Consider the following 24,188-nt stretch of genomic DNA (forward strand, 5'->3'; position numbering starts at 1 on the left):
AAACTCAAACAAATTTAATGGACTTCAGGAAATCTGAAATTTGTCGCTGAAACTGGAAATGCTCCGCTGCTTTTGCACCGTCGCCCAGTCCGGAAATCTGGCCGAAGCCGCAAGCCGTCTGGGTCGCACTCAGTCTGCAGTCTCGATGACCCTGAAACAGTTTGAAGAGCATCTGGGCAAACGCTTGTTTCTGGGTGAGCGAAAGAACCAGCTGTCGCCTCTGGGGGCGGAAGTCTTTGCCCTCGCCCAAAATCAGGTCCGCCAATTTGACGACACGGTCCAAAGTATCGAAGCCCTGGCCAAGGCGTCCCAAGGGCTGATCCGGATCGTGTCCGTCCCGTCGGTGGCAGCACTGCTGTTTCCATCGGTGCTTGACTACCTGTCCAGCGCCTTTCCCGGCTTGAAGATCGAGCTGAGGGACACCGACACCCGACAGGTTTTGGACAGCCTCGCCGAGGGGCGGGCGGATGTGGGGATTGCCTCGGGTCATCACCCGTTGAACGGAATACAGGCCGAGCCGCTGTTTCAGGATAGGTTCGGGCTTGTGGCCGCCGCTGATCACGCCCTGATCACCGCGCACGAGCCACCAACGCTGAACCAGGTCGCGGCCAAGGGATTCGTGCACAACTCACTGTGCCAACTCATTGAAAATCCGGGTTTCGAAGACGTTATCGCAGGGTCTGCGATAACGGTGCACAACACTCACTCGTTGATCGCCATGGTCGCGACCGGGCGGTGGGTGACCATACTGCCCGAAACGGTCGCACGGTTTCTGCCAGAAAACACTGCCTTCCGTCCGATCGAGGATTTGTCGGACGTTCGTGATGTTTTTCTGTACACCCGCGAGCGAACACAGTTCCCCGAAGTGGCAGAGGAATGTCGCAGGCATATCCTGAATTGGCCTCGCGATAGAGACCACAGAGAACAACCCTGCCAAGCGCACCCACGCGGGGGAAATGGAGCAAGCTTGCGGAATGCGTTTCCTAAATACGATGGATAAAATACGTGCTGAACCAGCGGAAAACCGTTCCGCGTTCAGAAAAGGGAAATCTTTTTTAGCGTGTTCGAAGAAGATGGTGCCCCCACACGGACTCGAACCGCGGACCTACTGATTACAAATCAGTTGCTCTACCAGCTGAGCTATAGGGGCAAGCATTACGCTTTCAGATACCTTTGCAGGCAAAGGCAAGAACGGGCAACCACTCCTACCTTGTCAACCCACTGTGATTACATGGCTATCGAAAGACCTGTAATTCCATTGAGCCGATGGCGCTGTGATTAGGTGAAAGCCTCAATAAAGGCAAGCGGGTTTGCGACGGAATTTTGCAACAACATGCGGAAAATCTGCGCCACATCAAATCGCCTCGATCATCTGCAACACAGACGCCGCAGATGGGTATGCAGCAACGACGATTTCGAGGCATCTCGACCCAGTCGTTTCTGGCGCTGTTCTGTTCTTTGAGCTTGAACCACAATCAAGTTTGGACGTTCTCAGGCAATCTTTATCATTGCGAAAGAGTGGCAGGTTTGACTGTCGATCGTTCAACCTGTAACCCCGGAACGTACTCAATCGAAGGGCAAGGACAGCGGTCGACATGCATGTGGCCATTCACTCCGGTGTGGTTTTTTCAGACGGGGGGCTCCTGCTCAAATCGCTTCAGGCGAATGCCAGTGTATTGCAGGAAAACGGCATTGTGCTGTTTGGTCCGCGCCGGTTCCGGAAGGCGTTCAAGACGCCGCTGAATGCACTGGACGAAGGCAAGCTGACCCCAGATGCCTTCGAGCGTTTGAGAGCCCAAATTCCTGATGATCCGGAAACCGGCCGGGTGGTCATGAGCACTGCGGACTTCATCGGAGAACTGAACAGCGCCATAAAGGACGGCCAATTCTTCCCCCATGCAGGTCGTCGGCTAGCCTTGCTGGATCAGGCTTTCGAAGGACACGAGCTCGAATTGTTTATCGGGCTGCAAAATCCGGGCAGCTTCATACCCAAGGTATTGATGGCATTGCCGGACGAAACCCGCGACAGCATTCTGGCTTCAACTGACCTGAGTTGCCTAAGTTGGCTGACCCTTATCGAGGATATTCACGATCTTGCCCCGGCCGTTTCGATCACGGTCTGGGCCAATGAGGAGTGCCCGCTGATCTGGGGAGACATTATCCGCAGCCTGTGCGGTCTGAGCGCCGACATACCACTGACCGAGGAGTTCTCGCTGCTATCCTCGCTGGTTGACGCAGACGGCAAGCGGGAGATTGAAGAGATCCAACAACAGGTCGGGCACGCGGACCCGACCCTCCTTCACGACCGCCTCGCGGCCGTCTTTTCGCAGCACGCCTTGCCGGACAGAATCGAGGAGGAACTGGACTTCCCCGGGTGGAGCGCCGAAATCCACGCGGCGTTTTCCGAGCTTTACACACAGGATCTGGAACGGCTCAAGAAAATGCCGGGCGTGCGGTTTCTGGGGCGCTGACCGAAGCCTCACAAGGCCCGAGGCTTACATGCCGAGGGCTTCTTTGTACATTTCCAACACCGCTTCTTCTTCGGCGATATCGTCTTTGTCACGCTTGCGCAGCGCTATAACTTTGCGCATCACCTTGGTGTCGTAGCCACGTGCCTTGGCCTCAGCCATCACTTCCTTCTGCTGGTCAGCGATGTCTTTCTTTTCGGCCTCCAGACGTTCGAACCGTTCGATGAACTGACGCAGCTCGCCTGCGGTCACGCGGTAGTTCGCAGCGGCCTGGTCTTCGGTCATGTCTTCCATATGCGTCTCTCCCAAGTGGAAATCTCTTTAGCCGGGGTCACGGGCAACATGTCGGATACCGTGCCGGCGGGTCAGCCGCAAGCGAACAATGGGGCTGCTTGCCTTGTGCCGCCGGCAACGATCCGCTAAGCGCATCGGCAGCGAAACAGAACGATGCGGGGCGCAATGTTCGAGGTGTTCATCTGGGGAGGCGCCAGCCTGTCACTGGCCGGGCTGGCAGGATTGGTCTGGTGCATTCTGCGCGTGATGAAGGCTCGTCGGTCAGGCTTGACTGACGACGAATTGCGGGCGGCCGTTCAGCGGGTGCTGCCTTGGAACATGGGCGCGCTTTTTCTGTCCGTCATAGGACTGATACTGGTTATCCTTGGCATATCGTTCGGCTGATCGCCGGTGTCAGATCGGCATATTGTCGAACTGAGCTTCAACCGCATCTTCGATCAAGGCAGCGTCCAGCCGTCGGAAGCGCGATGGTACGCTCATGCCTTGAGCGCGCATGCGTTCAATTACCTTCGTGACGCTGGGCTGCAGTGCCAGCCGGGTCTCGAGATTTGCCCCGTGCAGTTTCCGCTCCAGCCGCTCGGCTTCGAAATATAGCTCGTTCGTGGTCATGGCCATCCTCCCAAATGCTGCCATCCTGCCTGATATAGGTAACAGGATTGAGACCAACACAGGACCCGCCCAATCCCAGCAAAAAATCGCCCGCTCGCTATCAGGCGACCGGCACTGGGCCGCGAGTCGATCGAATATTAACCTGATTTCCACCAAACTGCCTTGACAGACATCAATCCGCAAAAGCCGCAATGGAAGAAATCGCATTGCGCAAGTACCTTCACGCCGTGGAACTGGACAGGGCTGACTCTGCGACCTAAGAAATCGGAATGGAGATTCGACAGATCACGCCCCGCTATTTCGTCTCGCCGCAGATCACGGTCGAGGATGTGCCCGCCATCGTTGCCGCCGGCTTCGTCAAGGTCATCTGCAACCGGCCGAATGTCGAAGTGCCTGCCGCCATGCAATCCGAGGTAATCGGCCAGGCCGTGCGGGATGCGGGTCTCGAGTTTGAGGTGCTTGAACTGACGCACCAAACCATGACGCCCGAGAACGTGGCACGGCAGCGCGACCTTGCCGAGTCTTGCGAAGGCCCGGTTCTTGCCTACTGTGCCTCGGGCACACGCTGTTCTGTCGTTTGGGCTCTTGGGCAGTGTGACACAATGAGCCCCGATGAAATTCTCGAAGCCACGGCAAAGGCGGGCTACGCGCTGGACGGTTTGCGGCCGGCATTGGTGCAGATGCGGTCTGCGAACACCTGATTTCATACGTCAGTCGTTGGGTCGTTCCACAGGAGCAGGAAGACCCGCCAACTCGGATATCTCGGACGCGAGGCGGTCGGTGCTTGCTTGCGCGAAGTCTTCATCCGCTGCGGATTGCGCATGCGATCGGTCTTCGGCAACGGCGTCCTGACGCGACAATTCAACATCTGCCATTTCAACCGGCGCGTCCCTTCGCTTGTGCTCGATAAAGCTCTGCGCTTCGGGTCGTGTTGGGGCGGGTGGCTGCAGAAATTCGTTGATCCGCACGGCCCGTTGACCGCCACATTGGCCCAGACGTCCTGTAGTGGCCTGGTTCCGATCAATCGCGGCAATGTCGATCCGATCAAGTCGCGCGCCCGCAAGTGGCAGCAGATCCCCGATGCCCAGATCCGACAGCGTTGTCAGCGGAAGATGCATCCGACAAATCACCGCGTTGAGTTCGGCCCGAACCACGCCTGCAGCTTGCGACAGTGTCTTGAGCGGTTCCAAATCTGCGTGTTTGGCCTGCCCCTCGGCCACCGAGATTTTCGGCAGCAGGATGAGGACCGTTCCCTGCCGCACACCGCCCTCGAGTTCAACCGTGAACTCGAACGCATCATACCTGTCCTCGACCAGTGCCAAAGAAAGCGTGCGCCGATCGACCGCCCTTGAGGTGAACTCATATCCATTCAGGCGGGCTGCATCGCTTTGATCATCGACCAGTTTCCGGGCCCGGTCCAGCATGTCCTCGACCAACGGGACCACCATTGCCGCATCGGTGTCGGTGAGGGCGCGAGGCTGGGGCGGGTTCGCGAATACTTCGCCCATTGTCTGCTTCTGGATGACTGCCGAGACCAAACCGACGTCCAAGACAACACTGGCTACCCTGCCCTCTTTGGTCGCGAACAGCAGAAACATCTGACCGTCTTCCAGCCGGCTCGTGACGACTTCCTGGCATTTGCTGACCTGTTTCGCGCCAATGACAGATGCTGATAGCTTGAACCGTTCGACCGCGGCACGGGCAATCGCAAGGCGCAATGCCCGCAGCAGCGCCCGGGATCTGCTGCCCGTCCCCTCTTGTCCTGCCGACAATTTGCGCGCCAAGGCCGCGCTGACAGTCTTTGACATCGCAACGGTCCGCCAGTTTCCATTCTGCTCGCTACTGGTCTAGCCCATTGTTCGTTACGAATACCTTTACTTGGCCGTTACTGAGCGGCCTGGCGGTGTGGCAATGGCAGGCTGACGCGGAAAGCTGCGCCGCCCTGCCCGGGCAGATAGGTGATTTCTCCTCCAAGCCGGTGCATGATCTCACGGCAAATTGCCAGTCCAAGACCTGCACCGCCCGCCTTGTCGAATCCGACCCGCGCGAATTTCTCAAAGATCATCGACTGGGCGTCCGGCGGGATGCCGCTGCCGTTGTCGACAAAGTCGATCACCGCCTGGCCGCCGACATCATGGGCTGAAATCGTCAGGACCGGCTCGGGCGCGTCACAGTATTTCTGGGCGTTCGAAATCAGATTGATGAAGACCTGCCCCAGGCGATCCAGATCGGAATGCAACGCGATGCGCTCGGCAGACAGATTGCGGCGAATGGTCAAAGGGCTTTCTGCCCCGGCCATAGTCGTTGAAACGGCCCGATCCAGAACCGTTCGCAAGCTGGCATCACCCATATTCAGGCTGACCTGACCGTTTTCCAGAACGCTCAGGTCCAACAGGTCATCCAGCAGCCGCGTCAGACGCAGCGCTTCGTCATGGATGATCGTCGCATAACGCCGGGAATCCTCAGCGCTCAGCCCGTCAGTGTCCCGCATGATCTCCGAAAAGGCACGAATGGACGTCATCGGAGTGCGCAACTCGTGGCTGACCTGCCCCAGAAAGGCATCTTTCTGACGCGAGATCTGGGTCAATTTTTCGTTGGCCTCACGCAGCTTGCGGGCCGTACGGCTCAGTTCGGCCGACTTCGCCTCAAGCTGGCTGGAGTATTCCAGCAATTGCGCGGATTCGTCGGCCACCGCCAACAGATCCTCGACCGAAACGGACGAACCTCCGACGATCTGCCCGATCATGGCATGAGCGGTGGCCGCACCGACCGAGCCGCTCAATTCGCGTTCCAGCCGTTCCAGAAAACCCGGCGTAGGTTCGGGCCAGCGCCCGCGCACGCCCTGCTTTTCCGCCTCGGCCTGAAAGAAATCCTGAGCGGGACCGGCCCCGAGGATCCGTTGGGTCATGATCATCAGGTCTTCACTCTGGGCAACGGATCCCGTCCACCCCCCGGGCGCGACAGAATGATCAAAGACATTGACGAACTGCGCCCCCTGCAACCGTTCAAGCGGGCTGGGAAAGCTCAGGAGAGACGCGAGGCAAAAGGCCAACGTGTTCAGTGACAGCGACCACAGCACCGTGTGGGTCATCGGGTCCAAACCATCAAGGCCGAACAACGCCTGCGGACGCAGCCATCCAAGACCGAAAGGACCGTTTTCGATGACCGAGGCGGACATGACACTGCCGCCCATTCCCGGCAGCAACAGCGTGTAGATCCAAAGGAAGAACCCCACGCTCAGCCCGACAAGGGCACCTGTCCGTGTGGCCCCGCGCCAGAACAGGCCACCAACCAGAGCCGGCAGAATCTGCGACACACCTGCAAACGCCACCAGGCCGATCGAGGCCAGCGCGGCGCCGCCACCGGACATACGATAGTAGAAGAACCCCAAGGCCATGATGGCGGCAATCGAAACCCGGCGCGCCATCAGCACCACGTTTCGCACATCGCCTGACATGGAACTGGCGTTCTCGCGCGTATTCAGCCAGATCGGCATCACGACGTGGTTCGAGACCATGGTCGACAGGGCCATCGCCGTCACGATGACCATCGACGTGGCCGACGAAAAACCGCCGATGAAGGACAGCATCGCCAGCCAGTCATTCCCCTGTGACAGAGGAACCGTCAGCACGAAAAGGTCCGGATTTGACCCGGCCGGCAGCAGATCCAGCCCGACAACCGCAATGGGAACCACGAAAAGGCTCATCAAAAGAAGGTAGAGCGGGAAAGCCCAGGCCGCCGTTCTCAGGTGACTTTCGTCGTCGTTCTCGACGACCATGACCTGAAACATCCGCGGCAAGCAGACAAAAGCAGCCGCCGACAGGAAGGTAATGGCCATCCAGCGTCCGGTATCGACGTTCCAACGCCCGATTTCCGACGCGTCGATCCGCTCCATCATTGGCGTGACGCCTCCGGCTACCCCCCAGACGACAAAGATGCCCACCGCCAACAAAGCGAACAGTTTGACGACGGATTCCAACGCGATGGCGGTCACCACGCCATGGTGCCGTTCATTGGCATCAAGGTTCCGGGTGCCGAACAGAATGGCAAACACGGCCAGACCCGCTGCCACCCAGAATACGCTGGCGCCCTCGCGATAAAGGCCCGAAGGATCGGCCTCGGCGAAAATCGAGAAAGACAGCGTAATCGATTGAAGTTGCAGTGCGATATAGGGTGTGCCCCCCAGCACGGCGAGGATGGTCACACAGATGGCCAAGGTGTTCGACTTGCCATAGCGCGATGAGATCAAGTCGGCGACCGATGTTACCCTCTGGCTGCGACCCACCCGCACCAGCTTGCGCAGCCCCCACCACCAGCTGATCATCACCAAGGTCGGCCCGAGGTAGATCGTCACGAATTCCAGACCGGACCGTGCCGCATTGCCAACCGCGCCATAGAAGGTCCAGGCGGTGCAGTAGATCGACAAAGACAGCGTGTAGATCAACGGTGACCGCAGCCATTTGCCTCGTCCCGCGGCGGCCATGCGATCGGCTGCAAACGCAACGCCGAACAAAAGCACAACGTAGCCCAGGCAAACAAGGATCAGGACGTTCAGCGTGGCCATTGCTCACTCTCTGCCGCGGACCTTTCCGAGGACGACATCCGCCGGGCGGCAAAGCCGAACAGAAGGCTAAACACGATCAGGGCGGCCCAGCATGTAAAGATATAAAGAATGGCCGACGACAACGGGACGCCAGAGTTTTCCGACCCCGGATCCGGCCACAGCAGCGGGATGCAGATTAGACCCGCGCCGACAAAGGGCAGCATTCGGGCCGCATCGGCCAGCCTGCGGCGGCGGTAACTCTGCCGTTCCAAAAACACCGACGGACGCGGGCCTGTCGGGCGGGCTGGCTCGTTTTCCGGTGTGTTCATGACTGTGACGCCTGCGCGTGCAAATCACGCACAGCCGTCAGCACTTCGGTATTCGAGAACGGTTTCGTCATAAACCGGCTGACGCCTGCTTTTTCAGCCATCTCGCGGTCCCGCGACTGACCGCGAGCGGTCAGCATCAAAACAGGCAGGGCGCGCATTTCCTCGTGCTCGCGCAATTCGCGCAGAACATCCATACCGCTCTTGCCGGGCAGCATCACATCCAGAATGACCAGATCAGGCTGCGCAGACAGTATCGTTTGAACCGCGTTTTCACCTTCGGCATGGGTTTCGACCTGCCAACCTTCGCGGGTCAGCAGAAACCTGATTGCCTCCGTGATGTTCGGTTCATCCTCGATCAACAGAACCTTGCGGCTCATATGTTCACTTCCTCCCCAAGACCGGTCGCACCTCCAGCCACCTGCCAAGTGCAGATTAATCGCTGTGTCAGGAAACTGTCAAAAACCTTCACTCAAAATCGACGGCTCCCGCCGCGAGTCGCACGGCTTTCGGGGGCAGATCCTGCAGCTTGTGCCGACCTGTACCGGCAAGTCGGTGGCGGCGCCGGGCTCTTCGACCGGCAACACCAGCATCGCCGATCTGTAGACAGGCTCTTGTCCGAAAGCGCTGACGGGCTGAGGCCAGGCGATTGCAAAGCAGTCGAAATCCGCCGGCGTCCGGCCCAACAGGGTCACACGTTTTCGGATCGGTACAAGGGGCCGGTTCAGCGCGCTGAAGACCGGCCACAAAGGACAGGCTTCACCGTGGCGTGGCATCGCGAAACCAGGGACCGGCTTAAACAGCAAAATGCTTCCTGATGAATCGCATATGACCAAACCGGCCGGACGCGGCATGACATCCTCGGGCAGAAACGCAAGCCGTCGCAGGACTGTCGGCACTTCAACCGAAAACCGCGCGGCAAAACGCAGAGGATCAACGCCGTCGACCTCCAGTGCCTGCGAAACCGCTTCCAGCGGCATGGCCCGGGCATCCGCCGCATAGGCGTCGAGCACCTGACGCGCGACAGATCTTGAGGCGGAAGAGGCCATCTCGGCCTGCGCTAGGGATACCGGGTCCTGTCCTGACTCAAGTTCCGGCAAATGAAACCCGCGCTTCTCCAGAAATGCCTCGACCTCCTCCATCGGCAACCCTCGCCTTTCGCCGGTGTCCTCGCTTTCGTCCAGAAAGGCGACCAAAGCCTTTGAGCTTTCGGCCAGACGTTCGGCATCCTGGTGCAAGTTGCGGTGGAATCTGTCGCGCCACTCGGCCTCGATCTCGCCCGGTTCGGCCAGGATGGCGGCTGTCGACCGAATCGCTGCCGCTGCAGACAGGACTTCGTGCATGGATGCCGCAAGGTGCGGGTCATGGGTCAGCCGGTCTGACAGGGTTTCCACGGTACGTTCCAGCGAAACCACCCGACGATGCATCTGTGCCAGTACAGCGGCCCAGCCGGGAAACCGGCCAGCGAATTCATCAAGCGCCTCAACCTCGGCCTTTTGGCCGACCGCATCCGCCGCTGCTTCACGAAGGGCCGCGATCAGCGTCGCCTCGACCCCCTGCGTCAAAACCGAAGGCTCAACGGACAAAGCCGAAGCGATATCGACCAGCAGTTTGCCCCCGATACGCCGCCGATTGTGCTCGATCAAGTTCAGATACGACGCCGAAATGCCGACCTGTCGCGCCAGCTGGGCCTGACGTAAGCCCGAGATTTGCCGCCTTTCGCGGATACGGCTGCCCGTCAATGAATCACGCATGGTGCCCCCGCCGAAACGTGTTCGAGTTACTCTCGAAACGATCCCGTATTTTCTGAATACTTCATGAATTTATATGGTTTACGCTGCCCTTTTCAAAGCAGTTTTACAACCTTGACAATGTCGTGGCTTTCGCCGGGCCCTGATCGCTTTCGGACGCCAAATCAATCCTGCGCTGCAATGCCCTCTTCTATTCCGGCCGAATTGGCGGCACGATAGGCAAATGAGTGATCCGGCCTTCGAATACGCACCTATCGGGCTTGTCGAGCTTGAAAACCGCATCATCCGGCGGTGCAATTTGCAGTTTGCCCGGACATTCGGGGGCAACGAATCCGACTACCGCAACCTGCCTTTGCTGCACCTGTACCCATCCGTTGCCGATTGGGAGAGAATTGGCGCACGAAGTCTTCAGGTCATGCGGGACACCGGCTACTACACGGACGAGCGGGTCATGCGCCGACGCAACGGCGACTTGTTCTGGTGTCGCGCGCGCGGCCGGTCGCTGACACCCGATGACCCATTCCGCCATGGAATCTGGAGCTTTTCCGACATTTCTGAGGAACGCCCACTGGTCGAATTGACCAAACGCGAACGTGAAGTCGCGATCCTGTCCTGTCGCGGCCTGTCGGCCAAGGAAATCGGCGTCGAACTGGGGCTCAGCTACCGGACCATCGAAGCCTACCGCGCCCGGCTGCTCGAGAAATTCGGCGCGCGCAAGCTGCCGGAACTCGTCGCCAAACTGTCCGGCACGCCGCTCTGACCGTCGTGGACCCTGTCGATAACGCAGAAACCGGGGCAGAACGGCCCCAGTCGGCGCTTTTCATGGCCGCGCGGTTGCCTTATAACGCAGCGTAATTGACCAGAGCCCGCGCAGACAGACGGGCCAAAGGGGAACCTTCGAGGACACTCATGACAGACAACAGACACGAAGCGGATGTGACGTTCATCAAGGCACTGGCCGAACTCTTGCGCGAAAATGACCTGACCGAGTTGCAGGTGAAACGGGAATATGGCGAAGAAGACAGCCTAAACGTCCGGGTCAGCCGAGTGAGCCCGACCGCCGCGCCTGTGCAAGTTGCCGTTCCGGCACCCGCTGCCGCGCCGGCACCTGTCGCAGCCCCCGCTGCTGCCCCCGCCGAAGCACCCGCTGCCGTCGAGGACCCGGCGAGCCACCCCGGCGCGGTGACCTCGCCCATGGTTGGTACCGTATATATGCAGCCGGAACCCGGCGCGTCCCCGTTCATTGCCGTCGGCGCATCTGTTTCCGAAGGCGACACGCTGCTGATCGTCGAAGCGATGAAGACCATGAACCACATCCACGCCCCCAAATCCGGGACCGTCAAGCGGATCCTGGTCGGGGATGGCGACGCTGTCGAATTCGGCACTCCTCTGGTCATCATCGAGTAAGGCGGGCCCATGTTCGACAAGATCCTGATTGCCAACCGAGGCGAGATCGCCCTGCGTGTGATCCGCGCCGCGCGCGAGATGGGGATTGCGACGGTTGCCGTGCACTCGACCGCCGACAGTGACGCCATGCACGTGCGCATGGCTGACGAGTCCGTATGTATCGGACCGGCACCCGGCCCCCAAAGCTATCTCTCGATGCCCGCGATCATCTCGGCCTGTGAAATCACCGGCGCCCAAGCGATCCACCCTGGCTATGGCTTTCTGTCCGAAAATGCCGAGTTCGTTCAGATCGTCGAGGACCACGGCATCACGTTCATCGGCCCCACCGCCGAACACATCCGCATCATGGGCGACAAGATCACCGCCAAGGACACCATGAAAGAGCTGGGCGTTCCCTGCGTACCGGGCTCGGACGGCGGCGTTCCGGATCTTGAGGCCGCCAAACGCATCGGTGAAGAGATCGGCTATCCGGTCATCATCAAGGCCACCGCCGGTGGCGGTGGACGCGGCATGAAAGTCGCGCAGACTGCGGCCGAAATGGAAAGCGCCTTCATGACCGCGCGGGCCGAGGGCAAGGCCGCGTTCGGCAATGACGAGGTCTATATCGAGAAATACCTGACCACGCCCCGCCATATCGAGATTCAGGTCTTCGGCGACGGCAAGGGCAATGCGGTCCATCTGGGCGAGCGCGACTGTTCGCTGCAGCGCCGTCACCAGAAAGTATTCGAAGAGGCTCCGGGCCCCTGCATCACTCCTGAGGAGCGCGCCCAAATCGGCAAGGTCTGCGCGGATGCGGTCGCCAAGATCAACTATATCGGCGCGGGTACGATCGAGTTCCTGTATGAAAATGGCGAGTTCTATTTCATTGAGATGAACACCCGCCTGCAGGTCGAACACCCTGTGACCGAAGGCATTTTCGGCGTCGACCTTGTTCGCGAGCAGATCCTTGTTGCGGCCGGAGAACCGTTGTCGTTCGGCCAGGACGATCTGGAGATCAACGGCCACGCGATCGAAGTGCGTATCAACGCCGAAAAGCTGCCGAACTTCGCGCCCTGCCCGGGCAAGATCACGGCGTATCACGCGCCGGGCGGCCTGGGTGTCCGGATGGATTCGGCGCTGTACAACGGGTATTCGATCCCGCCCTACTACGATTCGTTGATCGGCAAGCTGATCGTGCACGGCCGCGACCGCCCCGAAGCGCTGGCACGGTTGAACCGGGCCTTGGGTGAGTTGATCGTGGACGGTGTAGACACGACGGTTCCCCTGTTTCACGCACTTCTGCAGGAACCCGACATCCACAGCGGCGATTACAACATCCACTGGCTGGAGCACTGGCTTGCGGAGAACATGGCCTAGTATCGACCAAGCCGCGAGAGCACGCGCTCTCAGGCTTGTCGCCGCGGTGTGAGCCATGGGCCTGACGCCTGACCTGCTGTTGCACGGCTATTCCATCGGCATCTTCCCGATGGCCGAACACAGGAACGACCCGGATCTTTTCTGGGTCGATCCAAAGCTGCGGGGTGTATTCCCGTTGGACGGGTTTCACATCTCCCGCAGCCTTGCGCGACGCATCCGGAACTGCGGGTTCTCCGTGACCATAAACCGGGATTTTGCAGCCGTCGTAGACGGATGCGCGGACCGGGCGGACACCTGGATCAATGACGAACTGCGCAGACTCTATGCCCAACTGCACCACTCGGGCCGCGCCCATTCACTTGAGGTTTGGGAGGGCGAGGAGCTTGTCGGTGGCGTCTATGGAGTTGCCTTGGGTGCGGCATTTTTCGGGGAAAGCATGTTTTCGCGCCGTACCGATGCGTCAAAAATTGCGCTCGCCTATCTGGTCGACCGATTGCGCCAGACAGGTTTTCAACTGTTCGACACACAATTTCTGACGGCACATTTGGCTTCGTTGGGGGCGATCGAAATCCCCAGACAGCAATACCGCCAACTTCTGGATCAGGCCACTGCTGCCAGCGCAGATTTCACCGCCGAGTTGTGCCAGACCCCTCAGGGGGTGATACAGCGGATCACCCAGACATCGTAGCGCGAGTGATCCAGGGCGTTGAGCGCCGGGGACGTGGCGATCATCCAGCCGTCGAACAGCTGGTCGGCCTTTCCCTTTTCCCAGATCGTAAGATAGGCAAACGCGTCACCGGTCGGGTTTTCAGACGGATACCGGCAATCACCCAGAGCGACATCCAAGCCAAAAATTTCGACCGTATCACCTGTCGGCACCTGCACGTCCACCGTCTGACCGCTGACCTTGTCCAGCCCGCGCAGCATGGCCCCCGGTCCCGAGGAAACCTTCTGCTGCGCGCCGGCCGTCGTCGCGGCCAACAGCAGCGCCATCAGGGCGGCACGCATCATTCGCTGCCATCCCCGGCCACAAACTTGACCAGCAACGAGATCAGGCTGACGGCTCCTTGCGTGTCTTCAATCTGATCGCCCGGCTCAAAATAGAACGGAGAACCGCCGGGCATGACCTCGACGAAGTTACCCCCCAGAAGGCCTTCGGACGAGATCACAATCGCGCTGTCATCCGGAATCTGGATGTTTTCGGCAACCGAAATCGTCGTATCGGCACGGTAGGTTTCAGGGTTCAACTCGACATCGGTCACGGTACCGATTTTTACACCCGCGAGGCGCACATCCGTGCCCACCGCCACACCTTCAAGCGACCGAAAGGACGCCTCAAGGTGGTAGCCCCCGTTTTCGCGCGACCAGCCCGTGGACTGGCTGGCATACACGCCAAACGCCAATGCACTGGCCAGCACGACACCGCCGACAAGAACTTCGGTCATGTTGTGGGTCGACATTTGAATCTCGCTTATTCCGGGCTCCAGGCTTCGTAGTCCTTGCGCTCGATCGGATCGGGACGGCGCAGGGACCCCGCCGGCACATAGGCCATCGCGGTGCCCGTCAGATTTTCCTGATGCGGCTTTTCCCACGCCTTGTGTGGCAGTGGCTTGTCGGTCGGAGGCTCATCCCAGGTGCGGTGCAACCAGCCGTGCCATTCCGGGTCGATCCGACTGGCCTCGGCCTCTCCATTGAAGATCACCCACCGTCTGCTGTCATCGGCGTTGCGATAAAACACGTTGCCCTGATCGTCCTCACCCACCTTGATACCTTTGCGCGCAGTGTAGATCTGCGTGTTCAGAGTGGCCCCGTTCCACCAGGTCACGGCCCGCAAAAGAGTGTTCAGGATTCCCATCGGCTGCCTCCGGCATTTCTGTCCATGCAGATATGGACCAAAGCCGAGCAGAGGTCCAGAGCCACAAGTACCGCACCCACTACTTGGGCAAGAATGCGGTGACCTCGATTTCGATCCGGTATTTTGGATCAATCAACCCGCATTCGATCATCGTCGCAACAGGCGGGTTGGCACCGAACGTCTCAGCCAGGACCGGCCAGCACGCTTCAAATTCGCGGCGATCGGGCAGCATGTAAGTCACGCGCACCACGTCGGCAAAAGAGGCGCCCGCCTCTGCCAAGGCGTTGCCTATGATCGTCAGCGCCGAGCGGCATTGGTCGACGACGCCCTCGCCCTGCCCGACCGTTCCGGCAACATGGACCCAGCCACCCGCAACAACGGCCCGGCAGTAGCCGACCTTGGCTTCGAACTCACCCCCCGAAGAAATACGCTGGATCGTCATGGCACCCTCATATGAAAACGGCGCGGCCTTTGCCGCGCCATATCTGCATTAAATTTCAGGCAGTTCAGCCGGCAGATGCCGATTCCGGCGCGGCATCCGCATAGATGATCAGCGGCTGCGCGTCCGACGTCACGGCCTCTTCGTTCACGACCACCTTGGTCACGTTCTTCATGCCAGGCAGTTCGAACATCGTGTCCAAAAGAATGTCTTCCAGGATGGAACGCAGGCCGCGGGCACCGGTCTTGCGTTCGATCGCCTTTTTGGCAATCGCCGCAAGCGCGTCGTCGGTAAAGTCCAGTTCGACGTTCTCCAACTCGAACAAACGCTGGTATTGCTTGACCAGCGCGTTCTTGGGCTTGGTCAGGATGGTGACAAGCGCGTCCTCATCCAGGTCCTCAAGCGTCGCCAGAACCGGCAGACGTCCAACGAATTCCGGGATCAACCCGAATTTCAGCAGGTCCTCAGGCTCGAGATCCTGGAAGATCTCGCCCACACCGCGCTCGTCATTGTCGCGAACATCGGCGCCAAAGCCCATGGCCGAGCCCTTGCCGCGCTGCGCGATGATCTTGTCGAGGCCGGCAAAGGCGCCGCCACAGATGAACAGGATGTTGGTGGTGTCCACCTGCAGGAATTCCTGCTGCGGGTGCTTGCGCCCGCCCTGCGGCGGAACGCTGGCCACGGTGCCTTCCATCAGCTTCAGCAGGGCCTGCTGCACACCCTCGCCCGACACGTCGCGGGTGATCGAGGGGTTCTCCGACTTGCGAGTGATCTTGTCGACCTCGTCGATATAGACGATGCCGCGCTGCGCGCGTTCAACATTGTATTCGCTGGCCTGCAGCAACTTGAGGATGATGTTCTCGACATCCTCGCCCACATAACCGGCTTCGGTCAGTGTGGTCGCGTCTGCCATCGTGAACGGCACGTCCAGAATCCGCGCCAGCGTCTGCGCCAGCAAAGTCTTGCCGCAACCGGTGGGACCAATCAGCAAAATGTTCGACTTGGCCAGCTCGATGTCACCACCGGCCTTCTGCGCGTGGTTCAGACGTTTGTAATGGTTGTGCACCGCAACCGACAGAACACGCTTGGCCCGAGCCTGACCGATGACATAGTCGTCCAGCACCTCGCAGATATCTTTGGGGGTGGGCACACCGTCCGAGGATTTCAGCCCGCTGGCTTTGGTTTCCTCGCGGATGATGTCCATGCACAGTTCGACGCATTCATCACAGATGAACACGGTCGGTCCAGCAATAAGCTTACGCACCTCATGCTGGCTTTTTCCACAGAAGCTGCAGTAGAGCGTGTTCTTGCTGTCGCCGCCTGAATTCGTCGCCATGTTCTACCTTTCGGGCTCCATCCCTGCGGCCCGGATCCGGACCGCGCTTGCCGCCTGTCCGTGCAGCTTAGGCCAGCACCGGGGCAGCTACAATGTCAAAATCGCACCCCGCACCCGTGGGTGCGGGGTTTCCGCATCACGCTTCGGTCGGTTCGGATTTGGAGCGGCTTTCGACGATCTCGTCGATATGGCCCCACTCTTTTGCTTCCTCCGGGCTCATGAAATTGTCACGGTCCAAAGCCTTTTCAATGGCCTTTTTCGACTGTCCGGTATGCTTGGCATAGATATCGTACAAACGATCCTTCAGCTTCTGCGTTTCGGCCGCGTGAATCATGATGTCGCTGGCTTGACCCTGGTAACCGCCGCTGGGCTGGTGCACCATGATGCGGCTGTTCGGCAACGAGAAGCGCATCCCCTTCTCTCCACCCGCCAGAAGGACCGACCCCATCGAGGCCGCCTGACCGATCACCAATGTCGAACATTTTGGCTTGATGTACTGCATTGTGTCGTAGATCGACAGACCGCTGGTCACGACACCGCCGGGCGAGTTGATGTAGATCGAGATTTCCTTGTTCGGATTCTCGGCTTCCAGATGCAGAAGCTGGGCTACGATCAGGTGGCTCATCCCGTCATGGATCGGGCCATTGATGAAGATGATCCGCTCCTTCAGCAGGCGCGAGAAGATGTCATAGGCCCTTTCGCCGCGGCTGGTCTGCTCAACGACCATCGGGACGAGCGTATTCATGTAGGTGTCAACTGGATCGAACATTCGGAACCTGCCTGCTTTGGTGTGAACCGGGACCATACCCGATGAGAAGTTACATGAGTCTTAGTGTTGCCTTCGGGGGCCTGCAAGGGGCAGCGGACACGCGACGCCGATTGAGAAATACGGGTCAGTCCGCATCGTCGGGATGCCGCAAAACAGAGCGCACAACCGCTCGCGACGCAAATACCCGGCTGTTTTTTGGCCTCGCCGCCATTCACAGCGCTTTCATCACGCCATTTTGATCCATGCATATGGAAATATCTGATCATTCTGTATAGAGACCCAATTCGCTCAGGCGAAACTAACAAAGGGAACACCTGCCCCACACTCACCAAGGGGCCAACAAGGACAAGAAGATGGCACTTCCCCAACTTTCCGAAGACATCTCGCGCGACGACATGGACCGGATGGCCGCTAACGCAACCCGCGCTTCGAATTTTCTGAAAGCGATCAGCCACGAGGGCCGGTTGATGATCCTCTGTCATCTGGTATCCGGCGAAAAATCAGTGACCGAACTCGAGTCACTGCTGTCCGCCCGACAGGCCGCCGTTTCACAGCAACTGTCGCGGCTGCGCCTTGAGGGGCTGGTCACGCCCCGGCGCGAAGGCAAGGCGATCTACTATCGCCTTGCAGACGACAGACCTCGCAAAATGCTGGAAACGGTGTACGAGTTGTTCTGCGACGAGGAATAAGTCAGAAAACCCGTAGAATGGCGAAGGGCGCAACAGATGGTTGCGCCCTTCGTTTTTCACGAGTTGCGGCTACAGGCCTGGAAACTTGCAGCCATTGCACGCAACAGGTCCGGATACAGGGTTGGACCCGGCTCGAGCGTGGCACCGATCGGGTCCAGCACGAGGATTTGCACATCCATCCCCTCCGTCGCGGCGGAGATCAGACGGGTATCGTATTGCGGCTCGGAAAATGCACAATCAATGCCTTCCTCTGCAATCCGGGCTTTTAGCTCGGCCAGACGGGCCGGTCCGGGGGCAGACGCATCGCCAAGGCTCACTGTGCCCGAAGATGCCAGATCGAACCGGTGTTCGAAATACTGGTAGGCGTCGTGAAAAGTGACAAACCGCGGCTCTGACTGGGCCAGATCCGCCCGTATCTCGGCTTCCAAAGCACTCAGGCCTTCAACCGCCTTGTCCGCATTGGCTTGGTACAGCGCAGCGTTATCCGGGTCCTTCTCTGACAGAGTTTCGGCAATTGCCTGCACCCAAACGCGCGCGTTTTCCGGGTCCAGCCAGGCATGCGGGTCTACACCGTCGTGGTCATGCCCGTGGTCATGGTCATGTACATCGTGATCGGCGTGCTCTTCATGTTTCTCATGTTCATCGTGGTCCGCATGGTCGTCGTGACCTGCATGATCCTCGTGTTCATCGTGTTTCGCATGGTCATCATGGTCCGAATGATCGTCGTGCTCGTCGTGGTCTGCATGCTCCTCTTCTCCCTCATGATGATCGGCCACGTCGCGGAAATCGTGCCGCACAGTCCCTGCCACCTCCAGCAACTCAACCTGCGTCGCTCCCTCGGACAGGGCACCAAGTGGTCCCGTCATCCACGGGGTCAGTTCCGGGCCTACCCAAAAAACCACGTCCGCAGATTGCAACGCTCGCGCCTCGGACGGGCGCATGGCGTGGTCATGAGGTGAGGCTCCGGGCGGGATGATCAGGGAAGGCTCGGCAACACCGTCCATGACTTGGGCAACCAACGCGTGAACCGGTGCGATATCGACGGCAACGTTGGGCGCATCGGCCGCCGCCTTTCCGGCCAGCACGACGCCGGCCAGCAACAAGAATTTTCGGGACATGTCACCTCCTGAAATGATATGTTATTACATTGCTGGTCGGCTTGATATTGCCCACGTTATAACATATCAAGTCAAAAATTTCGGAGCGCACATGAGCACAGTAGGCTTCAGGCACCACAATCATAACCACTGCATGAAAACCGCGCTGAGCAAGGCCGAGGAAAAATGCGCCAACCAAAAGCTTCAGTTCACGGCGGTGCGCCGCCGCGTGTTGGAGATATTGTTGGAGCAGCACAAGGCAATGGGAGCTTATGACATTCTGGCTATTCTGTCGGCCGAAGGCATGGGGTCGCAACCTCCGGTGGCTTATCGTGCACTGGACTTCCTGGTGCAGCATGGGTTCGTGCACCGTATCGAGCAGATGAACGCCTATGCGGCCTGCGCCCACCCCACGCACGACCACGTGCCTGCGTTTCTGATTTGCCGGGCGTGCAAGGCCGTGGCCGAAACCGAAACCGAGCTGACTCAGGGCCGGCTTGGTGCTGCCGCCGACACATCAGGTTTCACCATAGAAAGGATCGTGGTCGAGGCCGAAGGTCTTTGCCCGGATTGCATTGGAACGCAGCCATGACGACCCCCCTCATTTCTCTACAGAACCTGTCGGTGCGCCTGGATGGCCGGCTCATTCTGGACAACGTATCAGCACAGATCGCCGCTGGTGAAATCGTCACCATTGTCGGCCCGAACGGTTCGGGAAAATCGACTCTGCTGCGCGCCATGATCGGAGCTGTTCCCACGGCTCAGGGCACTGTTCGGCGCGCCCCGGGTTTGCGGATCGGCTATGTCCCCCAGAAACTTGCGCTGGACGCCGCCCTGCCGATGACTGTGCAACGATTCCTTGGTCTGCCGAAACGGGTTTCGGCCAGCAAGGCCAAAACCGCGCTTGAACTGGCCGGCGTGCCGGACTTGCGTGACAGACAGATGACCCGACTGTCCGGCGGTCAGTTTCAACGCGTCCTTCTGGCCCGCGCGCTGCTGGAAGAGCCTCAGGTGCTGCTGCTGGACGAAGCAACCCAGGGGCTTGATCAGCCCGGCGCAGCTGCCTTCTATGAACGCATTGAACAGGTTCGCACGGACCTCGGCTGCGCCATAGTCATGGTCAGCCATGACTTGCACGTCGTCATGGCCGCGTCGGATCGGGTTCTGTGCCTGAACGGGCATGTCTGCTGTGAAGGGGCACCCCACATGGTCGCAGACGCGCCGGAATATCGGGCGTTATTCGGCAGTGGAACACGGGGCACGATGGCCTTGTACCAACACAAGCACAGTCATACCCACGATCACAATCACGCGCAGGATACGTCACACTGATGCTGGACGATTTCATGGTTCGCGCCGCCCTGGCAGGACTCGGTGTTTCGATCGCCGCGGCACCGCTGGGATGTTTTGTCGTCTGGCGGCGCATGGCCTATCTCGGAGAGGCCACCGCACATGCGGCCGTATTGGGTGTAGCGCTGGCGCTCAGCTTTTCTCTGCCGCTGCTGCCCGCAATCATTGCCGCTGCGCTTGCCATGGGCTTGTCGGTCAGCCTGCTGCGCGGTCGCGGTTACGCCATGGACACGCTTCTGGGTGTGATTGCACACACCGCACTGGCCGCCGGCTTGGTAACCGTGGCGTTGCTGTCCGATGTCCGACTGGACCTGAATGCCTTTTTGTTCGGCGATATCCTTGCCGTCACAAAGTCCGATCTGGCCACGATCTGGATCGGTGGCGCCACGATTTTGGCGCTGATGGTCTGGCGCTGGTCAGCCCTTCTGGTTTCGACACTCAACCCGGACTTGGCTCAGGCATCCGGGATCGATCCTAAACGAGAAGAACTATGGCTGACTCTGGCGATGGCACTGGCCGTTGCGGTCGCCATCAAAGTTGTCGGAATTCTTCTGATCGCGGCCCTGCTGGTCATTCCAGCGGCCGGAGCCCGCCCATTGGCCCGCACCCCAGAAAGTATGGCTTTCACCGCTGCGATCATAGGCTCGACGGCGGCGTTGGGCGGGCTGGGCGGTGCATATTGGGCGGATACACCCGCTGGACCAAGCATCGTTTGCGCGGCCGCGTTGATCTTTGTCGCGACGGCCATCCTTGGTCCCATCTTCCGCAAAGGCTGATCACCCAAAAAGGTTTGTCTGCATTGCCTGAATGGTGCTACCGATTGGTAGTCGACCAACCAAGGAGATATCGATGATCCGCACTATTCTGATCGGGCTGAGCCTTTTGGCCCTGACGGCCTGTGAAACCGCAAAAGGCGCGGGCAAAGACATCGAAAAAGCCGGCGACGCCATCCAGGGCGCGGCGACGGACGTTCAGGAAAGCCTCTGACACCCGTCAGCATCTAGCGGACAGCGGCGCAGCACTACCAACATATGGTTGAAAGTTCCAGGCGACCGGATTATTGTCCCTGCCACAGGTGCATAGACGCGGTAATGCATTACTGACACGACTGCGGGGTTCTTGTGCAATTGCGCAAGAACCCCGTTCCCGTTCTGACGGGCGGTGAGTGGAAGCCTGTACGAAACCGAAATCGGCAAAAGGAAAAGGCGCCAGGTGCGCAGACGCGGTCTTTGCATGTGCCCTTGCGGACACCCCTGACGCCTTGCCGGGTCGACACGCCCGAGGGACGCCCCGATCCAGTTGCTTCAGCCCCCGAGGGGACCTCGCTGCCGCAAAGCACCTGATGGCACCCTGCCGCCCGCTCTGGCCTTCTGAGAAGCTGACCGCTCAAGCCGGGCTTGCGCCCCTCCTGACTGGTCACCTACCGGTAAGCCCTTGCAACCCGACGAAAATCCTAAGATCTGCCTGCGGTGCCAGGACCCCCTGACCTTTGCGTCCCGCCTTGGATCGTCATGAACCTTGGCGATGTCTGAACCGTGGCACTCGCCCTCCCGTCCGGCAAGAAAATAGCACTGCAGCATGAAAATTAGCCGGGGATAAAATGTTGATATCCGACTGGAAGACGATGTGGATAAGTCGGGAAATGATGAAATCGGGCTGGGTTGCACTGGGAAAAGCCGAAGGCGGATTTCTCTCCGCTCAAATAGGCGATTTCTGCGGGTGCGAAGAGAAAATCCCGGCCCTCATGGCGGACCTGACGTGACAGATACGGGCATATCGCTCGAATCGACATCGATGAGTCGCCACACGCAACGGTGAACGAACGTGCAGCCCACGAATTGAGAAGCGTTCCGACCCGGACGAGGCAACCTACTACTCTCCGTCTCCCGCAAAATCGGGCAACGGCAACTACCCCCTACAACCGCCTGGGCCGGAAACGCTTCAGTTCACCTGTCGTTCCAGAACCGTGCTGTAGGTGGTTCCAGTCCGCAGGCTACGGAAATCCGCATAGATCTTGCCGTCCTCGTACCGCGCATCGATCAGCGCGTTGACGCCCGAGGTCGGATCAGCATCGGTTTCGACAATGCCGATCTTGCCCGAACCATCCTGGCTGATCGAGCCGGTGGCCTCGTACATCGTCCAGTCATCCATGGCATTGCGCCGCCACATGCTGGGCCCCCAGAACACGTTTTCGTACTGCGCCTGGATCTCGAGCACCCATTCCGAGGTGTTGAACCGCGGCGCGGTGGCGGTGTTGGCGTTCGAAGGCGACACCGTTGTCTGGCTGGCCGTCCACGTGCCGCGCAGGTCGGGCATGGCATTGGCGAGGGCGGCAGAGCCCATGGTCAATGTCGCGGCCACGGCGGCGGCGCTGGCGGTCATGTATCTGGTCATGGGCTCTCTCCCTGTGATCGGCGGGCCTTGCTGGCCTGCTGAACAGATTGGGAGGGCGCGCGGCCGTTACAACTTACCTAAGGGAAACTTCATGAAGGGTTCATGCGGCGCTCACCGACGGGCTCAGGCCCAGGCCAGCGCGGTGCCCGCGATGACAAGGGCGATGCCCAGCCCCTCGCGGTAGGAAAAGGACTCGCCGAACAGGAAGAACGAAGCGATGGCGATCAGCACGACCTCGGCCCCCAGAATGCCGGTATAGATGATGCCCAGCCGTTCGTCGCGCAGCGCGGCGAGTTCCAGCGTGGCGGCGGCCAGCAAGGTGGCGACGATCAGCAGCCCCAGCCCGAGGCCGGGGAGTTTCCACCAGAACTTCATCGATATCATGGCCACGGAATAGAGACCCGCCGATCCAAGCGCGATGATGGGGATCATGGACATGGGGGCCTCCGCCGCTGGTTTCCGTTGGGTTAACCTTAGCAGGTGCGGGTCGGCGGGGCTGTGAAGTGGGTCACGTTGAGGGGAGGCCCCTCTCGGAAGCGGTCCTGTGGAGCGTTTTTGGGCTGAACAGACGGAGCTCCAGTGCGCAATCGCTGCTGCGGCGGTCGTTCAGCAGGGAGGCACGAGGCGACTGGCCCGAAGCTATATCACAGGTTTTTTCGGTCCGGCCTTGCCCCCGAGGGTGACTTGAATTTTTTGAAGTTTCACCAGCTGGCTGGATTGGTTATTTGTCGACGGAGCCACACACACGAGGGTACAGACCATGGACTCCAGCAACCGGGCCGCTGACTACAACGACCTCATCACCTCATCAAGCTGGAAAGACACTCTTCAGGATCTCAACGACTATATCGTGGATAATCTGGCTCGAGCCGGGGAACCTGCAGTTATTAACGGGAATTTGTTTTATAAACACTTGGAAAGGGACTTTCATAACCTGCCATTGAATACAGAATTCGAATCCAAACGCAGAAACTTCTTCGAACTGGCCCGGCGATCGACTTGCCTGTTCGAAATTGGAGTGAATGCTGGCCACAGCATGTTGCTGGCGCTTATGGCTAACCCCGAGCTGAAATGCGTAGGTGTGGACGTTTGCGAACGTCTGAACCAGCGTTGGGCGCGCGTGGATATTTACGTACCGGCGGCTTTCAATTGGCTCAGGTACAAATTTGGCGATCGGGTCGAACTAATTAAGGGGAACTCTTTGATCGAAACACCCCGGTTCCAGCTTGAGAACCCGGATGCGACAGTTGATTTTCTTCATCTTGACGGCTCAAAGGACACACACCTTCGGGAAGCCATTGCGATTGGCGGACTGATGCCAACCGATGGGTTTGTCGTTCACGACGATTTCCAGATGCGAAATGTTCGGGTGGCCGACCGGCAACTTAGAAGAATCAATTTCTCAAAACCATTGGACTATCAATCCAACGGGTTAGTAGAATGTGATTTCCATATCATTCGCGCCAAGGTATGAAATCATCTGAACCGCGCCGACCTTCGGGCAA

General features: G+C 59.3%; 30 protein-coding genes and 1 tRNA gene. 14 read left to right on the plus strand and 17 right to left on the minus strand.

The annotated features are described in order from the left end of the window. Window positions 1-40 precede the first annotated feature (40 nt). Window positions 41-1,000, plus strand: coding sequence for a LysR family transcriptional regulator (locus tag ACR0NY_RS06035; protein WP_170368782.1), 960 nt, complete (start codon window positions 41-43; stop codon window positions 998-1,000). A 74-nt stretch (window positions 1,001-1,074) separates the two neighbouring features. Here the strand turns inward: ACR0NY_RS06035 and ACR0NY_RS06040 are convergent. Next, window positions 1,075-1,150 (minus strand) — tRNA-Thr (locus ACR0NY_RS06040). A gap of 445 nt (window positions 1,151-1,595) precedes the next feature. On the opposite strand from ACR0NY_RS06040, the gene ACR0NY_RS06045 reads away from it, so the two are divergent. Further along, the gene (locus ACR0NY_RS06045) at window positions 1,596-2,471 is read left to right on the plus strand and encodes a hypothetical protein (protein WP_170337607.1); all 876 of its coding nucleotides are present in this window, start codon (window positions 1,596-1,598) and stop codon (window positions 2,469-2,471) included. Between the two features lie 24 nt (window positions 2,472-2,495). Here the strand turns inward: ACR0NY_RS06045 and ACR0NY_RS06050 are convergent, their stop codons facing one another. After that, entirely contained in the window at window positions 2,496-2,762 is a 267-nt protein-coding gene (locus tag ACR0NY_RS06050) for a DUF2312 domain-containing protein (RefSeq protein ID WP_093962669.1), read from the minus strand. A 165-nt stretch (window positions 2,763-2,927) separates the two neighbouring features. Between ACR0NY_RS06050 and ACR0NY_RS06055 the strand changes: the two genes are divergently transcribed. Continuing rightward, window positions 2,928-3,146, plus strand: a complete 219-nt coding sequence (locus ACR0NY_RS06055) for a hypothetical protein (RefSeq protein ID WP_170337605.1) — start codon at window positions 2,928-2,930, stop codon at window positions 3,144-3,146. Window positions 3,147-3,155: 9 nt separating this feature from the next. On the opposite strand, the gene ACR0NY_RS06060 is transcribed toward ACR0NY_RS06055, so the two are convergent. Then, window positions 3,156-3,371 carry a hypothetical protein gene (locus tag ACR0NY_RS06060; RefSeq protein WP_170337604.1) on the minus strand — a complete coding sequence of 72 codons (216 nt, stop codon included), beginning with the start codon at window positions 3,369-3,371 and terminating at the stop codon, window positions 3,156-3,158. Window positions 3,372-3,640: 269 nt separating this feature from the next. On the opposite strand from ACR0NY_RS06060, the gene ACR0NY_RS06065 reads away from it, so the two are divergent. Then, window positions 3,641-4,072: a protein tyrosine phosphatase family protein gene (locus ACR0NY_RS06065; protein WP_170337602.1), complete on the plus strand. Its 432-nt coding sequence runs from the start codon at window positions 3,641-3,643 to the stop codon at window positions 4,070-4,072. Between the two features lie 9 nt (window positions 4,073-4,081). Here the strand turns inward: ACR0NY_RS06065 and ACR0NY_RS06070 are convergent, their stop codons facing one another. The 5 genes from ACR0NY_RS06070 to ACR0NY_RS06090 all read right to left on the minus strand — a co-directional run bounded on the left by ACR0NY_RS06070 (window position 4,082) and on the right by ACR0NY_RS06090 (window position 9,994). Next, window positions 4,082-5,179: a FliM/FliN family flagellar motor switch protein gene (locus ACR0NY_RS06070; protein ID WP_170337601.1), complete on the minus strand. Its 1,098-nt coding sequence runs from the start codon at window positions 5,177-5,179 to the stop codon at window positions 4,082-4,084. A 77-nt stretch (window positions 5,180-5,256) separates the two neighbouring features. Next, the gene (locus tag ACR0NY_RS06075; RefSeq protein WP_170337600.1) at window positions 5,257-7,935 is read right to left on the minus strand and encodes a sensor histidine kinase; all 2,679 of its coding nucleotides are present in this window, start codon (window positions 7,933-7,935) and stop codon (window positions 5,257-5,259) included. Further along, window positions 7,923-8,243 (minus strand): hypothetical protein, encoded by a 321-nt coding sequence (locus ACR0NY_RS06080; protein WP_170368783.1) that lies wholly within the window; start codon window positions 8,241-8,243, stop codon window positions 7,923-7,925. The genes ACR0NY_RS06075 and ACR0NY_RS06080 overlap by 13 nt, the downstream gene beginning before the upstream one ends. After that, window positions 8,240-8,620, minus strand: coding sequence for a response regulator transcription factor (locus tag ACR0NY_RS06085; protein ID WP_093962675.1), 381 nt, complete (start codon window positions 8,618-8,620; stop codon window positions 8,240-8,242). The genes ACR0NY_RS06080 and ACR0NY_RS06085 overlap by 4 nt, the downstream gene beginning before the upstream one ends. 78 nt (window positions 8,621-8,698) lie before the next feature. Next, window positions 8,699-9,994 (minus strand): helix-turn-helix domain-containing protein, encoded by a 1,296-nt coding sequence (locus tag ACR0NY_RS06090; RefSeq protein WP_170368784.1) that lies wholly within the window; start codon window positions 9,992-9,994, stop codon window positions 8,699-8,701. Between the two features lie 220 nt (window positions 9,995-10,214). On the opposite strand from ACR0NY_RS06090, the gene ACR0NY_RS06095 reads away from it, so the two are divergent. From ACR0NY_RS06095 to aat, 4 genes are all read left to right on the plus strand, one after another. Further along, complete coding sequence (locus ACR0NY_RS06095; protein ID WP_093962677.1) at window positions 10,215-10,751, plus strand: LuxR C-terminal-related transcriptional regulator; 537 nt, start codon at window positions 10,215-10,217, stop codon at window positions 10,749-10,751. Between the two features lie 149 nt (window positions 10,752-10,900). Further along, on the plus strand, window positions 10,901-11,398 hold the full coding sequence (gene accB / locus ACR0NY_RS06100) for an acetyl-CoA carboxylase biotin carboxyl carrier protein (RefSeq protein ID WP_170337596.1): 498 nt from the start codon (window positions 10,901-10,903) through the stop codon (window positions 11,396-11,398). Window positions 11,399-11,407: 9 nt separating this feature from the next. Then, window positions 11,408-12,754, plus strand: a complete 1,347-nt coding sequence (gene accC / locus ACR0NY_RS06105) for an acetyl-CoA carboxylase biotin carboxylase subunit (RefSeq protein WP_170368785.1) — start codon at window positions 11,408-11,410, stop codon at window positions 12,752-12,754. A 55-nt stretch (window positions 12,755-12,809) separates the two neighbouring features. Further along, window positions 12,810-13,442, plus strand: coding sequence for a leucyl/phenylalanyl-tRNA--protein transferase (gene aat / locus ACR0NY_RS06110; protein ID WP_170337594.1), 633 nt, complete (start codon window positions 12,810-12,812; stop codon window positions 13,440-13,442). Here the strand turns inward: aat and ACR0NY_RS06115 are convergent. The 6 genes from ACR0NY_RS06115 to ACR0NY_RS06140 all read right to left on the minus strand — a co-directional run bounded on the left by ACR0NY_RS06115 (window position 13,406) and on the right by ACR0NY_RS06140 (window position 17,153). Beyond that, window positions 13,406-13,765, minus strand: a complete 360-nt coding sequence (locus tag ACR0NY_RS06115) for a DUF2155 domain-containing protein (protein ID WP_170337593.1) — start codon at window positions 13,763-13,765, stop codon at window positions 13,406-13,408. The two genes, aat and ACR0NY_RS06115, sit on opposite strands and share 37 nt — an antisense overlap. Continuing rightward, on the minus strand, window positions 13,762-14,214 hold the full coding sequence (gene mlaD / locus ACR0NY_RS06120; protein ID WP_093962682.1) for an outer membrane lipid asymmetry maintenance protein MlaD: 453 nt from the start codon (window positions 14,212-14,214) through the stop codon (window positions 13,762-13,764). Before mlaD ends, ACR0NY_RS06115 begins: the two co-directional genes overlap by 4 nt. 11 nt (window positions 14,215-14,225) lie before the next feature. Continuing rightward, window positions 14,226-14,609 (minus strand): NADH:ubiquinone oxidoreductase subunit NDUFA12, encoded by a 384-nt coding sequence (locus tag ACR0NY_RS06125; protein WP_170338039.1) that lies wholly within the window; start codon window positions 14,607-14,609, stop codon window positions 14,226-14,228. 79 nt (window positions 14,610-14,688) lie between these two features. After that, window positions 14,689-15,051 carry a RidA family protein gene (locus ACR0NY_RS06130; RefSeq protein ID WP_170338037.1) on the minus strand — a complete coding sequence of 121 codons (363 nt, stop codon included), beginning with the start codon at window positions 15,049-15,051 and terminating at the stop codon, window positions 14,689-14,691. Window positions 15,052-15,115: 64 nt separating this feature from the next. Continuing rightward, window positions 15,116-16,384, minus strand: a complete 1,269-nt coding sequence (clpX, locus tag ACR0NY_RS06135; protein WP_170337591.1) for an ATP-dependent Clp protease ATP-binding subunit ClpX — start codon at window positions 16,382-16,384, stop codon at window positions 15,116-15,118. A gap of 136 nt (window positions 16,385-16,520) precedes the next feature. Further along, window positions 16,521-17,153: an ATP-dependent Clp protease proteolytic subunit gene (locus ACR0NY_RS06140; protein WP_093962686.1), complete on the minus strand. Its 633-nt coding sequence runs from the start codon at window positions 17,151-17,153 to the stop codon at window positions 16,521-16,523. Window positions 17,154-17,506: 353 nt separating this feature from the next. On the opposite strand from ACR0NY_RS06140, the gene ACR0NY_RS06145 reads away from it, so the two are divergent. Then, on the plus strand, window positions 17,507-17,842 hold the full coding sequence (locus ACR0NY_RS06145; protein ID WP_093962687.1) for an ArsR/SmtB family transcription factor: 336 nt from the start codon (window positions 17,507-17,509) through the stop codon (window positions 17,840-17,842). 56 nt (window positions 17,843-17,898) lie between these two features. Here the strand turns inward: ACR0NY_RS06145 and ACR0NY_RS06150 are convergent, their stop codons facing one another. Continuing rightward, window positions 17,899-18,960 carry a zinc ABC transporter substrate-binding protein gene (locus tag ACR0NY_RS06150; protein WP_170368786.1) on the minus strand — a complete coding sequence of 354 codons (1,062 nt, stop codon included), beginning with the start codon at window positions 18,958-18,960 and terminating at the stop codon, window positions 17,899-17,901. Window positions 18,961-19,051: 91 nt separating this feature from the next. On the opposite strand from ACR0NY_RS06150, the gene ACR0NY_RS06155 reads away from it, so the two are divergent. The 4 genes from ACR0NY_RS06155 (at window position 19,052) to ACR0NY_RS06170 (ending at window position 21,276) form a co-directional block, all read left to right on the plus strand. Then, a complete protein-coding gene (locus ACR0NY_RS06155; protein WP_170368787.1) occupies window positions 19,052-19,531 on the plus strand; it encodes a Fur family transcriptional regulator in 480 nt (159 codons plus the stop codon). Beyond that, window positions 19,528-20,271 (plus strand): metal ABC transporter ATP-binding protein, encoded by a 744-nt coding sequence (locus ACR0NY_RS06160; RefSeq protein WP_170368788.1) that lies wholly within the window; start codon window positions 19,528-19,530, stop codon window positions 20,269-20,271. The genes ACR0NY_RS06155 and ACR0NY_RS06160 overlap by 4 nt, the downstream gene beginning before the upstream one ends. After that, window positions 20,271-21,065 carry an iron chelate uptake ABC transporter family permease subunit gene (locus tag ACR0NY_RS06165; RefSeq protein WP_170337587.1) on the plus strand — a complete coding sequence of 265 codons (795 nt, stop codon included), beginning with the start codon at window positions 20,271-20,273 and terminating at the stop codon, window positions 21,063-21,065. Before ACR0NY_RS06160 ends, ACR0NY_RS06165 begins: the two co-directional genes overlap by 1 nt. A gap of 73 nt (window positions 21,066-21,138) precedes the next feature. Continuing rightward, window positions 21,139-21,276, plus strand: coding sequence for an entericidin A/B family lipoprotein (locus ACR0NY_RS06170; RefSeq protein WP_093962692.1), 138 nt, complete (start codon window positions 21,139-21,141; stop codon window positions 21,274-21,276). 954 nt (window positions 21,277-22,230) lie between these two features. Here the strand turns inward: ACR0NY_RS06170 and ACR0NY_RS06175 are convergent. Together ACR0NY_RS06175 and ACR0NY_RS06180 are read right to left on the minus strand one after the other, a co-directional pair. Beyond that, window positions 22,231-22,683, minus strand: a complete 453-nt coding sequence (locus tag ACR0NY_RS06175; RefSeq protein WP_170368789.1) for a hypothetical protein — start codon at window positions 22,681-22,683, stop codon at window positions 22,231-22,233. Between the two features lie 123 nt (window positions 22,684-22,806). After that, the gene (locus ACR0NY_RS06180; protein ID WP_110644555.1) at window positions 22,807-23,121 is read right to left on the minus strand and encodes a hypothetical protein; all 315 of its coding nucleotides are present in this window, start codon (window positions 23,119-23,121) and stop codon (window positions 22,807-22,809) included. 322 nt (window positions 23,122-23,443) lie between these two features. Here ACR0NY_RS06180 and ACR0NY_RS06185 point away from each other — a divergent pair, with 322 nt between their 5' ends. Continuing rightward, on the plus strand, window positions 23,444-24,157 hold the full coding sequence (locus ACR0NY_RS06185; RefSeq protein WP_170337585.1) for a class I SAM-dependent methyltransferase: 714 nt from the start codon (window positions 23,444-23,446) through the stop codon (window positions 24,155-24,157). Window positions 24,158-24,188: the final 31 nt, after the last annotated feature.

The sequence above is a fragment of the Ruegeria sp. BJ5 genome, from assembly GCF_056537865.1.